13 protein-coding genes are annotated in these 13,990 nt (G+C 70.9%); 4 read left to right on the top strand and 9 right to left on the bottom strand.

Annotated features, from left to right (window positions below; all coding sequences use genetic code 11):
* Positions 1-6 precede the first annotated feature (6 nt).
* Complete coding sequence (locus tag ACIRGA_RS02010) at positions 7-357, bottom strand: STAS domain-containing protein (RefSeq protein ID WP_400935726.1); 351 nt, start codon at positions 355-357, stop codon at positions 7-9.
* 154 nt (positions 358-511) lie between these two features.
* Here ACIRGA_RS02010 and ACIRGA_RS02005 point away from each other — a divergent pair, with 154 nt between their 5' ends.
* Entirely contained in the window at positions 512-925 is a 414-nt protein-coding gene (locus tag ACIRGA_RS02005) for an ATP-binding protein (RefSeq protein WP_400935724.1), read from the top strand.
* Between the two features lie 11 nt (positions 926-936).
* On the opposite strand, the gene ACIRGA_RS02000 is transcribed toward ACIRGA_RS02005, so the two are convergent.
* The 5 genes from ACIRGA_RS02000 to ACIRGA_RS01980 form a co-directional block, all read right to left on the bottom strand.
* Complete coding sequence (locus tag ACIRGA_RS02000) at positions 937-1,464, bottom strand: DUF4232 domain-containing protein (RefSeq protein WP_400935722.1); 528 nt, start codon at positions 1,462-1,464, stop codon at positions 937-939.
* A gap of 116 nt (positions 1,465-1,580) precedes the next feature.
* Positions 1,581-2,414, bottom strand: coding sequence for an ABC transporter ATP-binding protein (locus ACIRGA_RS01995; RefSeq protein WP_400935720.1), 834 nt, complete (start codon positions 2,412-2,414; stop codon positions 1,581-1,583).
* 39 nt (positions 2,415-2,453) lie between these two features.
* Positions 2,454-3,029: a dihydrofolate reductase family protein gene (locus ACIRGA_RS01990; RefSeq protein ID WP_400935718.1), complete on the bottom strand. Its 576-nt coding sequence runs from the start codon at positions 3,027-3,029 to the stop codon at positions 2,454-2,456.
* An 86-nt stretch (positions 3,030-3,115) separates the two neighbouring features.
* Complete coding sequence (locus tag ACIRGA_RS01985) at positions 3,116-3,787, bottom strand: response regulator (protein ID WP_400935716.1); 672 nt, start codon at positions 3,785-3,787, stop codon at positions 3,116-3,118.
* Positions 3,788-4,972, bottom strand: coding sequence for a sensor histidine kinase (locus ACIRGA_RS01980; protein ID WP_400935714.1), 1,185 nt, complete (start codon positions 4,970-4,972; stop codon positions 3,788-3,790).
* Between the two features lie 179 nt (positions 4,973-5,151).
* On the opposite strand from ACIRGA_RS01980, the gene ACIRGA_RS01975 reads away from it, so the two are divergent.
* Positions 5,152-5,388, top strand: coding sequence for a hypothetical protein (locus ACIRGA_RS01975; RefSeq protein ID WP_400935712.1), 237 nt, complete (start codon positions 5,152-5,154; stop codon positions 5,386-5,388).
* An 86-nt stretch (positions 5,389-5,474) separates the two neighbouring features.
* Positions 5,475-7,787, top strand: a complete 2,313-nt coding sequence (locus ACIRGA_RS01970) for a LuxR C-terminal-related transcriptional regulator (RefSeq protein WP_400935710.1) — start codon at positions 5,475-5,477, stop codon at positions 7,785-7,787.
* 3 nt (positions 7,788-7,790) lie between these two features.
* Here ACIRGA_RS01970 and ACIRGA_RS01965 read toward each other — a convergent pair whose 3' ends face one another.
* From ACIRGA_RS01965 to ACIRGA_RS01955, 3 genes are all read right to left on the bottom strand, one after another.
* On the bottom strand, positions 7,791-8,903 hold the full coding sequence (locus tag ACIRGA_RS01965) for a helix-turn-helix domain-containing protein (RefSeq protein WP_400935708.1): 1,113 nt from the start codon (positions 8,901-8,903) through the stop codon (positions 7,791-7,793).
* A gap of 203 nt (positions 8,904-9,106) precedes the next feature.
* A complete protein-coding gene (gene ilvD / locus ACIRGA_RS01960; protein ID WP_400935706.1) occupies positions 9,107-10,786 on the bottom strand; it encodes a dihydroxy-acid dehydratase in 1,680 nt (559 codons plus the stop codon).
* 63 nt (positions 10,787-10,849) lie between these two features.
* On the bottom strand, positions 10,850-12,130 hold the full coding sequence (locus ACIRGA_RS01955) for a hemolysin family protein (RefSeq protein WP_400935704.1): 1,281 nt from the start codon (positions 12,128-12,130) through the stop codon (positions 10,850-10,852).
* Positions 12,131-12,246: 116 nt separating this feature from the next.
* On the opposite strand from ACIRGA_RS01955, the gene ACIRGA_RS01950 reads away from it, so the two are divergent.
* Positions 12,247-13,581: a cytochrome P450 gene (locus ACIRGA_RS01950; protein ID WP_400935702.1), complete on the top strand. Its 1,335-nt coding sequence runs from the start codon at positions 12,247-12,249 to the stop codon at positions 13,579-13,581.
* Positions 13,582-13,990: the final 409 nt, after the last annotated feature.

Genomic DNA, 13,990 nt, shown 5'->3' with positions numbered 1-13,990 from the left:
GGAGGGTCAGGATCCGGCGAGCGGCAGGAGCGTGGAGAGGCCCGTCTTCGAAGCCAGCCGCCGGATCGTGGGCGACGGCAGGAAGCTCAGCGCGACCCCCTGGGTGCCGCACCGGTCGTTGATCCTGACCAGGGTCGCCAAACCGGTGGAATCGCAGAACTCCACGCCTTCGAGGTCGACGACGAGCCTGCCCGGCACGGGCTCCAGCGCCTCCTCGAACGTCTCCTTGAGATCCTCGGAGGTCGTCAGGTCGATCTCCCCCGCCACCGCGATCACGACCTCGGCGTCGCCGGGCCTGGCGACGGTCACCGAGAACGGGACCTCCTGGTGTTCGCCGACTCCGCTCGTCACCGTCATCCACCCCTCACGATCGGCACTCCGCGTGCTTCGAACATATCGGATGGCGGCGCCCGCCCGCGCGGCTCTCGCGTCCCGATCCGGGCGGTGCCTTAGCCTTGTGGACGGATCCGGCGGTCGTGGACCGCGGCGGACGACGAGGAGACACTTCGTGATGCCGATCGACGAGCCGGTGCGCAAGGACACCGACGAGCTGGTCCTCGAGGTCGCCGCCGTCCCCGCACAGGCCGCCGCGTTGCGGGACGTCCTGGCGAACTGGGCCCTCGAACGGGGGCTTCCCCGGGAACTGGCCGAGGATCTCAAACTCACCGCCTACGAAGCGATGACGAACGTCGTCAAACACGCGTACCCGGACGGCACCGAAGGCAACGTCATGACGGTGACCGCCGCCCTCGACGAGGGCCACCTCAAGATCAGCGTCGCCGACGAGGGCCGCTGGCGCGACGGCCGCAGCCCGGACGGCGGACGCGGCTTGCCGATCATCCGCGCCTTCGCGCCGGAGGCCTCGGTGACGAGCACCCCCACCGGGACCGTCGTCCGGCTCGCCTGGCCCTGCGCTTCCCTCTGACCGGCTTCGGCTCAGCCCGGGTCGGCGACGATTCCGTTGACCCAGCTGCCCGGCCGCGTGGCGCCGTCCTGGCGGAGCACCGGCAGATCCGACGGCCAGTCCACGCTCAACGCCTCCATCCGCCCCGGCGGGACGGTCACCAGCTTCGACGGTGTCCACGACGTGGAGCCCGGCACCGGGGACAGCACGGTGACGGCCGCGGTCGCCCTCGACCCGGGCGGGACCTCGGTGACGCGCGTGCCGTCGTCCACCCGCGGCAAGTGGTAGACGGGACCGTTCGGGTTGTCCGGGCCGACCAGGTCGACCGCGGGCACCCCGGACAGAGCACAGGCGCGCGACGAGATGTTCGTGAACGTCAACGGAACGTCGAACTGGCCGGTCGCCTCTTCGCGTTGCTCCGGCTCGCCCAACGACACCGCGAGATCCGCCGTCGCACACCGCGGTGTGGCGGCCTCGGCCTGACCGGCGGCCGTCAGCGCGAACGTTCCGGTCAGCGCGGCGATCCCCAGGGAAACACGGGTGATCTGCTTGCCGGGCATGGGTTTCCTCCTCCGCTCGGTGATCGGCTCACCGGGAAGGATGCCCACGGACATCCGGAAGATGCGTGGAGATGAGAGTGAACCTCGAAAGCAACACCGACGGGTGACCAGCGCCTTTACTGACGTCGAGTCGCGTGTGCGGCCCAGCGTCCGTTGATGCGGTGGACCTCGACATCCCGCTCGTAGCAGGCGGAAAGCCCTTCGTCGGTGAGGACCTCGTCGATCGGCCCCGCGGCGGTGACCTCGCCGCGGCGCACCATCAGGGCGTGCGTGGCCGTCGCCGGGATCTCCTCCAGGTGATGCGTCACGGTGACCGTGGCCAGCTCCGGCTGGGCCAGCGTGAGGTTTTCCAGCGCCATCAGGAGATCCTCACGGCCGGGCAGGTCGAGGCCGGCGAACGGCTCGTCCAGCAGGAGCAGCAGCGGATCGGCCATGAGCGCCCTGGCGAGCCGGACCCGGGCGCGCTCGCCCTGCGAGCACACGCGCACCGGCCGGTCGCGCAATTCGGTGCAGCCGACCAGTTCGAGCAGTTTCGACGCCCGGTCACGGATCGCGTCGTCGTAGCGGTCCCAGAGCGGGAGCACGCTTCCGCTGAAGCCGGTGAGCACCACGGTGTGCGCGTCGTGGTTCTCCGCGTCGGGCAGCCGCTGGTTCGCGCCGACGAAGCCGATGTGCGTCCGCACGTCACGCAGGTCGACCGCGCCCATCCGGTGGCCGAGCACGACGGCCGTGCCCGCGCTGGGGAACCGTTGCGTCGAGGCCACCGAAAGGATCGTCGACTTCCCCGCCCCGTTGCGGCCGAGAACGACCCAGCGCTGGCCGTAGTCCACCCGCCAATCCACGTCCGACACCAGCGGCACCCGGCCGACGTGCACCTCGACCCCGGAAAGCTCCACCGCCGGTCCGTCGAGGTTCGGCTGCACGAAGACGGGCTTGTTCACGCGGTTCATGATCGCAGGGCGCGCGTCCGAGGCCGGTGCGGGGTCCGATCATCGGATGACGTCGTAGACCAGCTTCTGGATCCCGTTGCCGTAGGCCTCGCTCTCTACGAGCTTGAGACTCTGCTTGTCCTTGTCGGTGTCGCTGAACAGCTTCTTGCCCGCGCCGAGCAGGACCGGGAACAGCAGCAGGTGGTAGCGGTCGATCAGCCCGGCGTCGGCGAGGTTCCGGTTCAGTTCCGCGCTGCCGTGGAGGATGATCGGTCCGCCCTCGGTCTCCTTCAGCTTCGCGACGTCGTCGAGCGAACGCAGGATCGTGGTCTCGCCCCAGTTGCCGACGAGGTCCTCGTCCCGCAGCGTGGTCGACACGACGTACTTCGGCATCGCGTTGTACCCGGCGAACTCCTCGGTCATGGCGGGCCAAACCGGCGAGAACGCCTGGTAGCTGACCCGGCCCAGCATCATCGCCGTGGCCTCGCCCTGCTCACGCCCCTTGAGCTCGTAGGCCGCTTCGTCGAACTCGATGCCGTTGAAGGTCCAGCCGGAGTTGCGGTAGCCCGGCTCCCCGCCGGGGCCTTCGACGACGCCGTCGAGCGAGACGAACGCGGTGGCGATCAGGGTGCGCATCTGGTTTCTCCTTGGTCGTTTCGAGCTGCTTTCGACACTGCGTCGACCGGGGAACGACGGATTCGACACGGCGGCGGAAAAAGTTTTCAGCCTTCGGCGTCGCGCACCAGCAAGGCGATCTGCACCCGGTTCTCGACGCCGAGTTTCGAGAGCATGCTGCTCGTGTGCGCCTTCACCGTCGCGACGGTGATGTCCAGCCTCCGCGCGACGTCGGTGTTGGAAAGCCCCTCGGCGATGGCGCCCGCCGTCTCGCGTTCGCGGTCGGTCAGCGTGGCCAGCAGCCCGCGTGCGGTTTCCCGCGACGCCCGGCGCGCGTCGGACGAGTGCGGTCCGGTGGCCGCGGTGATCAGCCGGGCCGTGGCGGCGGGCGAGAGCGCGGGTTCGCCGGTCGCCACCGTCCGGATCGCCTCGAGGATCCGCGGTGGCGGGGTGTCCTTGAGCAGGAATCCGAGCGCGCCGACGCGCAGCGCGCCCAGCACCATCTCGTCCGAGTCGAACGTGGTGAGCACCAGGACCCGGGGTGGCTCCGGGCGGCGGAGGATCTCCTCGGTCGCGCTCAGCCCGTCCCGTCCGGGCATCCGGACGTCCATCAGGACGACGTCGGGCCGCTGCTCCCCCACCACGGTGACCGCGGCATCGCCGTCGGCGGCCTCGCCGACCACGACGAGGTCGGGTTCGCCGTCGACGATGAGCCGCAGCGCCATCCGCACCAGATGCTCGTCGTCGACCAGCACGACCCGCACCCGCTCGTCGTCCATTCACTCGCTCCCTTCGCGGACCGGCCACGGCAGGCGCGCGGTGAGCACGAATCCGCCGCCGGGTTCCGGGTGGTGGTCCAGTTCGCCGCCCGCCAGTTCGACCCGCTCGGAGAGGCCCAGCAGGCCGAATCCCGACGCGGGCGGTCCCTCGATCGCCCGCGCCGCACCGGAATCCCGGATCGTCGCCCGCAGCCCGTCACCCGCTTTTCCTTCGACGGTGACGACCACCTCGGCGCCGGGCGCGTGTTTGCCCGCGTTGGTCAGCCCTTCCTGCACGAGCCGGTAGACGGTCCTCGCGATCGCGTCCGGAGGCTCGCCGTCCGTCGTGGTCTTCACCGTGACGTCCAGTCCCAGCGCCCGCGCGTCCGCGACGAGCGCGGGCAGGTCGGCGAGCGAGGGCTGCGGCGGTTCCAGCTCGTCCGGGTCCGCCCGCAGCACGCCGAGGACATCCCGCAGCTCCTCCAGCGCCTGATGGGAGCCGTCGGCGATGCCGCGCGCCAGCTCCGCGACCTGGTCGGCGGGCAGATCCGGTCGATGCCCCAGCACCCCGGCCTGCATCGCGACCAGCGAGACCCGGTGCGCGAGGACGTCGTGCATCTCGCGGGCGATCCGGTGGCGTTCCATGATCCGTGCCTCGGCCGCCCGCGCGGCCTGCTCCCGTTCCGCGCTTTCGACCCGTTCCCGCAGGGAGCGCACCTCCTCGCGGCGCGCCCCGATCGCGGCACCGACGGCCACCACGACCCCCACCATCAGGGTGGGGAAACTGATCACCAGCCACAGCGGTCCCGGCACCTCGCGCTGCGGATAGAGGTCGACGGCCAGTACCGCCGTGACCACGGACAACACCGCCGCGACGGCCGTTTCGGCCGGTCGCCGCCGGGTGGCCAGCGAACAGAGCGCCAGCAGCGAAGCGCCGCCGGCCAGTATCGAAACCGTCGAGGCGAGGATGACCACCATGGCGATCACGACCGGGAAGCGGCGGCGCCACAACAGGGCGATCAGGCAGCCGAGCGCCACCAGCGGATCACCGGTGATCATCCACTCGACCCTCGGTCCCGACGCGCCCACCGGCAGTTGCGCCGCCGTGACGACCCAGAGCAGCACGCCCAGCGCGGCCGCGGCGAGCAGGCGCAAGGCCTGCTCCCACGGGCGGAGGGGCGGCTGGGCGCCGGCTTCGGTGATCACCGGACCATCATGGTCGACCGGTCCGCGGCGGCGCACCCGGACACGGGACGATCCCGGCCCCGACCTCGGTCGCCACGGGGATCGACTTTGGTCGAACGCGAGTCGCGACGCGCTGCGGATGTGCGCCGGGCCCACTGGGGCGATGCTGGGACTCGACCGTGAAACAGGAGGTGGGAAGCATGACCAAGGGCGGCTATCTGGGGCTGCAGATCTTCGGGATGGTGGCCGTCGCCGTCTTCGCGCAGGCCGCCATCCGCAGCCTCTTCGATCATTCCGCGACCCAGTTGTGGGGCGCGTTCGACTGGGTACCCGGTGAGTGGGCAGGCAGGTTGATCGTGTTCCTGCTGCTCGCGGCCGCCGGGACGGTCCTGGGAGGCTGGGCGCACGACCGTGCCAAACGAGTGTCCCGCCAGTAGGACGCCGGTCCGCTAGTATCCGCAGCCGGGCGTTTTCCGTCTACATCGGACGGAAAACGCGGGGCTGGTCGATCGCGGGAGAGTGCATGGCGGACGGAGTTGGCTCGCTTGCGGGGTGGTCTGCCGATCCCACCGAAGTGACCAGCTACGTGGGCCGCGACGCCGAGACCGGCGAGGCGCGGCGTCTGCTGGAGACCTCGTCGCTGGTCACGCTGACCGGGCCGGGCGGCGTGGGCAAGACCAGGCTGGCCTGGCGGATCGCGGCGGCCCACCGGGAGGCCACCGCCGACGAGGTCGCGTTCGTGTCGCTGGCCGAACTGCGGGAACCCGCGCTGCTGGTGCCGACGGTGGCGAACGTCCTCGGCTTCGGCGACCGCTCGGCGAAACCGGCCATCGATGTCGTCGTCGAAGCCCTTCAGGCGAGCCGATTGCTGCTGGTGCTCGACAACTGCGAGCACCTGGTCGACAGCTGCGCCTGGTTCGCCGACACCGTGGTCAGGGCCTGCCCCCAGGTGACCGTGCTGGCGACGAGCAGGCAATCCCTCGGGGTGGCGGGCGAGCGGGTCCTGCCGGTGCCGCCGCTGGCGATCCCGGACCAGGGCGACTCCTTCGAACGCGTGCTGAACGACGATTCCGTGCGGCTGTTCGTCGACCGCGCGACCGCGGTGGCGCCGTCGTTCCGGCTCACCGAAGAGGACGTCGAGCCGCTGATCCGGCTGTGCCGCAGGCTCGACGGGCTGCCGCTGGCCATCGAGCTGGCCGCCGTCCGCGCGCGGGCGCTGTCCGTGCGCCAGCTGGCCGACCGCCTCGACCGGCAGTTCTCCGTGCTCACGAAGGACCGGCGCGGGCGGCCGGAGCGGCACGAGACCATGCGGGCCCTGATCGACTGGAGCCACGACCTGTGCACCGGGCCCGAACGGCTGCTGTGGGCCCGCGCGTCGGTGTTTTCCGGCAGCTTCGACCTCGACGCCGCCGAGCAGGTCTGTTCCGGCGGCGAACTGCCGCGTGACCGGGTCCTGGAAGTCGTCGACGGGCTGCTCGACAAGTCCATCCTGCTGCGCGAGGAATACCCCGGCGGCGTGCGGTACCGCATGCTGGAATCGGTGCGCGAGTACGGCGTCGACAGGCTCAGCGAGACGGGCGGGACGGCGGAGTTCCGGAAACGGCACCGGGACTGGTTCGCCGAACTCGCCGGCCGGTACGCCACCGAATGGCTGGAGACCGACCAGCTCGGCTGGATCGGACGGCTGCGGCGCGAACACGCGAACCTGCGCGTCGCCCTCGACTACTGCACCGGAGACCCCGCGGACGCGGTCGTCGGGCTGCGGATGTTGCGCGACATCAAGGAGTTCTGGATCGTCCGCGGGCTGAACACCGAAGGCCGGATGTGGGTCCGCCGTCTCGACGAGGCCGCGGCGCCGGGTGTCCCCGAGCGGGCGCACGGGCTGTGGCTCTCCGCTTTCCTGGCGGTGGTGCAGGGAGACATGGCCGCCCACCGGTGCATGGTGGAGCGGGCCGCCGCGGAAGCCGAGGCGAGCGGCGACGAACTCGCCGCCGCGTACGTGCTCCACGTCCGCGCCTACGCCGCGCTGATCGGCGACGACATGGCCGAAGCGTCACGCCTGTTCGGCACGGCCATCGACCTGTTCCGCGCCCACGGTGACGAGGGCGGAGACCTCTGGGCGAGTTACAACCACGGGCTGGCCGTCTGGCTGAACGGCGACATCGACCGAGGCCGGGCGGTGCTCGCGGAAGCCGTCGAGCGCTGCGAGCGGCGCGGCGAGGTCTTCTGGCGCGGCTGGGCGCTGTGGTCGCGCGCCGCCGCCGAATACCTGCAGGGCGATCTCGCCGTTGCAGAGCGCTGCTGCGAGCAGGTCCTGCGCCTGCACGAACGGGTGGACGACCGCGTCGTCGTCGGGTTCACGCTCACCGTCATGGCCGGCTGCGCGGCCCGGACGAAACGCCCGAGCCGCGCGGCGATCCTGCAGGGCGCCGCGATGAACGTCTGGCGCACCGTGGGCGCGTGGCCGACGCGGTACGAGGCGTTCACCGAACCGCTGCAGGCCGACACCGACACCGTGACCGCGGCGCTGGGCTGGGAGGTCGCGATCAAGGAGTTCACCGACGGCGCCGCGATGCCCGTCGCCGACGCCATCGCCTATGCCCTCGAGGAACGGTCCCCCGAACCGCCGAAAAAGGCCCCGCAGGTGCTGACCAAACGCGAGACCGAGATCGCGCACGTGATCGCCGAGGGGCTGACGAACCAGGAGATCGCCGACCGGCTCGGCATCGCCCGGCGCACGGTGGACACCCATATCGACCACATCCTCACCAAACTCGGCTACTCGAACCGCGTTCAGGTCGCCACCTGGGTGACCCGGGTCGCGGATCCCGCCTGACGCTCACGCCGCCTTCATCGGGGCGGCCGACCCGGCCGGTTCGGCCGTGAGCACCTCCGCGCGCAGGGCGATCCGCAGGTCCAGGCGGGACTGCGGGTCGTCGAGCCGGGCCCCGAACAGGACCCGCAGACGGCGCATGCGGTTCCGGACCGTCTGCGGGTGGACGCCGAGGTTGTCCGCGATCTCGGGTGCCCCGCCGCGGGCGGAGAGCATGGCGTCGAGGGTTTCGGCGAGTTTGGTGCGTTCGTTGGCGGGCAGGTCGGCGATCGGGGCCAGGCTGCGGGTCACCAAGGCGGTGGTGAGCACCTCGTCGGCGAACAGCCAGTGCGTGGTCAGGTGATCCGACCAGCGCACGAGCGGGCCGTCCTCGATCACCTCGCGGCGGACCAGCTCCAGCGTCCGGCGTGCCCAGCGCAACGACACCGCGGCGTCGGCGGGCGCCACCGCGGGGCCGACCGCCGCCCGCGTCCCCGCCAGGACACCGCCGATCTCGACGTCGTCGGGCACGAGCAGATGCGGGTACTCGCCGGCGAGGTCGGCCAGTACCTCCGGCCCGAAGGAGGCCCGGACGGCCCCGGGCTCGGCGGCGATGGCCACCACCCGCGCGGGCGGCACCCAGCCCGCCTCGGCCGCGAGTCCCGCCCATTTCGCGGGCGGACGGCCGCTCAAGATCTCCTTCAGCAGGTCTCGGCGCAGCTCGGCGATCGAGGGCGTGTGCGCGGCGCGGTAGGCCGCGGTGGACAGCCGGATCAGGACGTCGGAACAGCGGAGCAGGGCCTCCACCCCGGTGTCCATCAGGGCCGACCCGGCCCCTGGCTGCCGCGACAGCGACGCCAGCACGGGCAGGGCGCACCGGCCGGCCGAGTGGTAGGCCCGGGAGAGCCGCTCCAGCTCCTTGCCCGCCGCGTACTCGGCGACGCCGACCTGGCGGAAGGCGTCCGCACCGGCCGCGATGCCCAGGTTCATCCCGTCGCGCTCCAGTACCGAGGCGACGAACTCCGTGGCGCGCGCGTCGAACAGCGGCGCGTGCTCGGGCAGCGAATGCCGGATCCCGTCGACGACCACTCGGGCGATCACGAGGGCGGCGGAGCGGGCTGGGGCGTAAGACGCGGTCATCGTCGACCTCCGGAGCAGCGGGAATCGTCGGGCCGCCGAGTCTGCTACTCCGCAGTAGCCGGGCACATCGGGTGAATTACGTACTCGGGCCAGTGCGGCCTACGCATCACCCGTTCGTGAAGGCTGAAGGGACCCTTACTCGCATGTGATGCGACGAAGGGGCCCTTCACCGCGTTGCATGCGGTGAAGGGCCCCTTCAGCCCTCACTCGCAAACGGCTCCGTGCGCGGCGCTCCGCACGACCTTGGCGTACTTGCCGAGCACCCCGCGCGTGTACGCGGGCGCCTTGGGAGCCCAGCCCTCCTTGCGTGCCTCGATGTCGTCGATCTCCACTTCGAGCGTCCGGTTCGCGACGTCGAGCGTGATCGGGTCGCCGTCGCGCACGAAGGCGATCGGCCCGGCATCGACGGCTTCCGGGGCGATGTGCCCGACGCAGAGCCCCGTGGTGCCACCGCTGAACCGGCCGTCGGTGATGAGCAGGACGTCCTTCCCGAGGCCGGCGCCCTTGATCGCGCCGGTGATGGCGAGCATCTCCCGCATCCCGGGCCCGCCCTTGGGGCCTTCGTACCGGATGACGACGACGTCCCCGGCGACGATCCGGCCCTCGGCGAGCGCGTCGAGGGCGGCCCGTTCGCCGTCGAACACCCGCGCGGTACCGGTGAACGTCGATTCGTCGAAACCCGCCGACTTCACCACCGCGCCTTCGGGCGCCAGCGATCCCTTGAGGATGGTGAGCCCGCCGGTCTTGTGGATCGGACGGTCGAGCGGGCGGATGATCTCGCCGTCGACCCCGGCAGGCGCGATGCCTTCGAGGTTCTCGGCCATCGTCTTACCGGTCACGGTGAGCACGTCGCCGTGCATGAGCCCGGCGTCGAGCAGCGCCTTCATCACCACGGGGATGCCGCCGACCTTGTCGACGTCGTTCATCACGTACTTCCCGAACGGCTTGAGGTCGCCGAGGTGCGGGACCTTGTCGCCGATCCGGTTGAAATCGTCGATGCGCAGATCCACCTCCGCCTCGCGCGCGATCGCGAGCAGGTGGAGGACGGCGTTGGTCGAACCGCCCAGCGCCATCACGACGGCGATGGCGTTCTCGAACGCCTCCATGGTCATGATCTGGCGCGCGGTGATGCCCTGGCGGAGCATGCCGACGACGGCCTCCCCCGACCGGTGCGCGAAACCGTCACGCCGCCGGTCGACCGCGGGCGGCGCGGCCGATCCGGGCAGCGACATCCCGAGCGCTTCGGCGACCGACGCCATCGTGTTGGCGGTGTACATACCGCCGCAGGCACCCTCGCCGGGGCAGATCGCGCGCTCGATCTTGTCCACTTCGGCACGGCTGATCTTGCCCGCCAGGCAGGCGCCCACGGCTTCGAACGCGTCGATGATCGTGACGTCCTGGCCGTCCACCTGACCGGGCATGATCGAGCCCGCGTAAAGGAAGACGGACGCGAGATCGAGCCGGGCCGCGGCCATCAGCATGCCCGGCAAGGACTTGTCGCAGCCCGCCAGCAGCACGGAGCCGTCGAGCCGCTCGGCCATCATCACGGTCTCGACCGAATCGGCGATCACCTCGCGGGACACCAGCGAGAAGTGCATTCCCTCGTGTCCCATGGAGATGCCGTCGGACACCGAGATCGTGCCGAACTCCAGCGGATAGCCACCGGCCGCGTGCACGCCGTTCTTGACCGCCTTGGCCAGCCGGTCGAGGGACAGGTTGCACGGGGTGATCTCGTTCCACGAGGAGGCCACCCCGATCTGCGGTTTGGCGAAGTCGTCGTCGCCCATCCCGACCGCGCGGAGCATCCCGCGGGCCGCCGCGCGCTCCAGGCCGTCGGTCACGTCGCGCGAACGAGGTTTCAAATCCGGCTGGTCTTGCGGCATCGGAGCACCTTTCTTCGTGGCGGGACACCGGGCACGCTGCCAACCCCGGACGCCCGGCGCAACTCACCGCTCCGTCCGCGGTCCACGGTGCAGCGCCACCCGCGTGATCGCGTGATGCTCCACGCCGAGCACCTCGACGGTCCATCCGGACACCGTCACGCGGTCGCCCGGCTTCTCCGGGATCCGGCCGAGGACCACGAGGATCAGCCCCGCGATGGTCGCGTACTCCCCCGGCGGCGCGTCGCGCAGCTCGACGCCGACGTCGACGAGGTCGTGCACCGGGAAGGTGCCGGGCAGGATCAGGGAACCGTCCTTGCCATCGGCCACGGTCAGCACGTCACGGTCGGTCTCGTCGTAGATCTCGCCGACGATCTCCTCCAGCAGATCCTCCAGCGTGACCATGCCCGCGACGGCGCCGTGCTCGTCGACCACCAGCGCCATCTGCTCCCGCTCGGCCTTGAACCTCCGTATCGCGTCCGACACCCGCAAGGAATCGGGGAACACCACCGCCGGCCTGACGACTTCGGCGAGGTCTTCGTGGTCGCCGAGCAGATCGCGCAGGTGCACGACCCCGACGACGTCGTCCAGATGGCCGCCGCGGGCGACCGGTGCCCGGGAATGGCCGGATTCGGCCAGCTGCCCGCGCGCCGAGAGCAGATCCTGCTCGGCGGCCAGGGTCAGCACCGCCCGGCGGGGCACGAGCACTTCGCGCAGCCGCCGTTCGTGGATCTCCAAGGCACCGTTGATGATCATCCGCTGCTCGGCGTTCAGGCCGCGTTGCGCGGACACGAGCTCCCGGAGCTCCTCAGGCGACATCTGGTCCGGATCGGCTTCCGACCGGCCGCCCAGCGCTCGCACGACGAAGTTCGTCGACACGCTCAGCGCCCACACGGCAGGCCGCGAGATCCCCGACAACAGATTCAACGGACGCGCCACCAGCAACGCCCACCGCAGCGCGTTCTGCATCGCCAGGCGCTTCGGCGCCAGCTCGCCGAGCACCAGGGTGAGGAACGTGAGGACCATCGTCACCAGCGCGACGGCCACCGCCCCGGCCGCGTTGCCGAGGAAACCCAGCAGTGGCACCAGGGGTTGCGCGAGGGACACCGCCGCCGTGGCCGAGGCCAGGAACCCGGCGAGCGTGATGCCGATCTGGATCGTCGCCAGGAAGCGATTCGGGTCGCGCGCCAGCCGCACCAGCGTGCGGGCGGCCGCGCGGCCGTCCCGTTCCAAGGCCCGCAACTGCCCCTCGCGCACCGAGATCAGCGCCATCTCGCTGCCCGCGAACACCGCGTTGAGCACCACCAGAACCGCGACCAGCGCGATGTCGAACCCGTAGCCGCCCACAAGCACTCCCCGGCCCGCCGGAAGTGCAGAACCTTACCGAGGAGATTTCGGAGCCGCTCGCTACTGACACGTCGTTCCGATACCTTCGATGGGGAACCCGCACGGACGGAGCCCTGATGTTCGCACTCAAGACCGCTCCCGCACGGACCTTCCGGCACAAGGCGGAGGCGATCGCCAAACCGGTCACCCGCTGGAGCATCGGCCACGCCATCCCCCGGGTCGCCCTGCGGGCCGCGGCGCGCCGGGGCGACCTCCAGGGCAGGCTGTCCGTCGAGGCGAGCGGCGGAGCGGATCTGACCGGATTGTTCGACGAGATCCGCTCGCACGGCGCCATCGCCACCACGCGGGTCGGGCACGTCACCACCCGGCATTCGGCGTGCAAGGAGATCCTGACCGGCGACGCGTTCAAGACCGTGCGGTTCGTCCCGGACAACCCGCTGCTCAACCGGCTCATCGCCTGGTCTTCGTCCGGTCTGATCCATCCGATCGAGCCGCCGTCACTGCTCGCCAGCGAACCGCCCGACCACACGCGCTACCGGAAGCTGGTCACCCGCGTCTTCACCGCCCGCGCGGTCGAGCAACTGCGGGAGCGCACGCAAGCGATCACCGACGAGCTGCTCGACGGCCTCGACCCGGCGAACCCGGTCGATCTCATCGAGCGGTACTGCGGGCTCCTGCCGGTCACCGTGATCAGCCAGATCCTCGGCGTCCCGCCGGAAGAGCGCGACAAGGTGCTCGCGCTGGGCGGTGCCGCGGCACCGAGCCTCGACCTCGGCCTGCCGTGGCGGACCTTCCGGACGGTGGAGGCGACGCTGGCCGAGTTCGACTCGTGGCTCACCCTGCACCTGGAGAAGCTGCGGGCGAATCCCGGCGACAACCTGCTCAGCAAGCTGATCGCCGCCCGCGAGGACGGCGTCGGCCTGACCGAGCGGGAGCTCAAGGCCACCGCGGGACTGGTGCTGGCGGCCGGTTTCGAAACGACCGTGAACCTGCTCGGCAACGGCATCGCCCTGCTCACCCGGCATCCGGGCGAACTCGCGAAATTGCGGGCGAATCCGGACCTGTGGAGCAACGCCGTCGACGAGGTGCTCCGCTACGACCCGCCGGTCCTGCTCACCGGCAGGCTGGCCGCGCGCGACACCGAGATCGGCGGGACACCCATCGCCCGCGGGGCGATCGTCAGCACCGTGCTCGCGGGCGCCAACCGGGACCCGGAGATCTTCGACGACCCGGGCGCCTTCGACGTCGGACGGGCGAACGCGCGGGACCACGTGTCGTTCGGCGCGGGGCGGCACTACTGTCTCGGCGCTTCGCTGGCGAGGATGGAAGGCGAGATCGGGCTGCGGTCGATCTTCGAGCGCTTCCCGGACCTTCGGCTGCTGGGTGGCGCGCGACGGCGGGAGACCCGGATCCTGCGCGGTTTCGAAACGCTTCCCGCCGCGCTCACCTGACCATTCACGACAGGCGATCTCGGGACGAAAGCGTGAGGCACGGGCACCGACGACACCCTGCTGCACCTTGCAGTGTCCACACAGGACCGTTGCCGGTGCCCGAACGCCCGCTTGATGCTGGCATGACCGGTTTTCGTGGGGCCCTGCCACCCAGACCATCACGCTACCTTTGCCTTACCCCTCAATAGAATAACCCGCCGTGAGATATTGAGCCGAAGGTCAAACGTGGCGTGTTCTTGGGCGGGCCGATGGTGGGATGAAGGCTCCCTTCGCCGCGTCTAATGCGGTGAAAGAAGCCTTCGGCCCTGGTCAAGCTCGGGTCGGGGGGGGGGGGGGGGGGGGGGGGGGGGGGGGGGGCGGGCCCCCCCCCCCCCCCCCCCCCCCCCCCCCCCGCGGCGCGCGCACCCAC

The sequence above is a fragment of the Amycolatopsis sp. NPDC102389 genome, from assembly GCF_044765885.1.
Lineage (GTDB): Bacteria > Actinomycetota > Actinomycetes > Mycobacteriales > Pseudonocardiaceae > Amycolatopsis.
This window is presented reverse-complemented; position numbering and strand designations above follow the sequence as displayed.

What these genes read in the sequence shown, in the direction of transcription:
- ACIRGA_RS01965 (WP_400935708.1), bottom strand. Translation starts at nt 8,903, where the DNA reads ATGACCGCGTCTTACGCCCCAGCCCGCTCCGCCGCCCTCGTGATCGCC.
- ACIRGA_RS01975 (WP_400935712.1), top strand. Translation starts at nt 5,152, where the DNA reads ATGACCAAGGGCGGCTATCTGGGGCTGCAGATCTTCGGGATGGTGGCC.
- ACIRGA_RS02000 (WP_400935722.1), bottom strand. Translation starts at nt 1,464, where the DNA reads ATGCCCGGCAAGCAGATCACCCGTGTTTCCCTGGGGATCGCCGCGCTG.
- ACIRGA_RS01990 (WP_400935718.1), bottom strand. Translation starts at nt 3,029, where the DNA reads ATGCGCACCCTGATCGCCACCGCGTTCGTCTCGCTCGACGGCGTCGTC.
- ACIRGA_RS02010 (WP_400935726.1), bottom strand. Translation starts at nt 357, where the DNA reads ATGACGGTGACGAGCGGAGTCGGCGAACACCAGGAGGTCCCGTTCTCG.
- ACIRGA_RS01985 (WP_400935716.1), bottom strand. Translation starts at nt 3,787, where the DNA reads ATGGACGACGAGCGGGTGCGGGTCGTGCTGGTCGACGACGAGCATCTG.
- ilvD (WP_400935706.1), bottom strand. Translation starts at nt 10,786, where the DNA reads ATGCCGCAAGACCAGCCGGATTTGAAACCTCGTTCGCGCGACGTGACC.
- ACIRGA_RS01950 (WP_400935702.1), top strand. Translation starts at nt 12,247, where the DNA reads ATGTTCGCACTCAAGACCGCTCCCGCACGGACCTTCCGGCACAAGGCG.
- ACIRGA_RS01995 (WP_400935720.1), bottom strand. Translation starts at nt 2,414, where the DNA reads ATGAACCGCGTGAACAAGCCCGTCTTCGTGCAGCCGAACCTCGACGGA.
- ACIRGA_RS01970 (WP_400935710.1), top strand. Translation starts at nt 5,475, where the DNA reads ATGGCGGACGGAGTTGGCTCGCTTGCGGGGTGGTCTGCCGATCCCACC.
- ACIRGA_RS02005 (WP_400935724.1), top strand. Translation starts at nt 512, where the DNA reads ATGCCGATCGACGAGCCGGTGCGCAAGGACACCGACGAGCTGGTCCTC.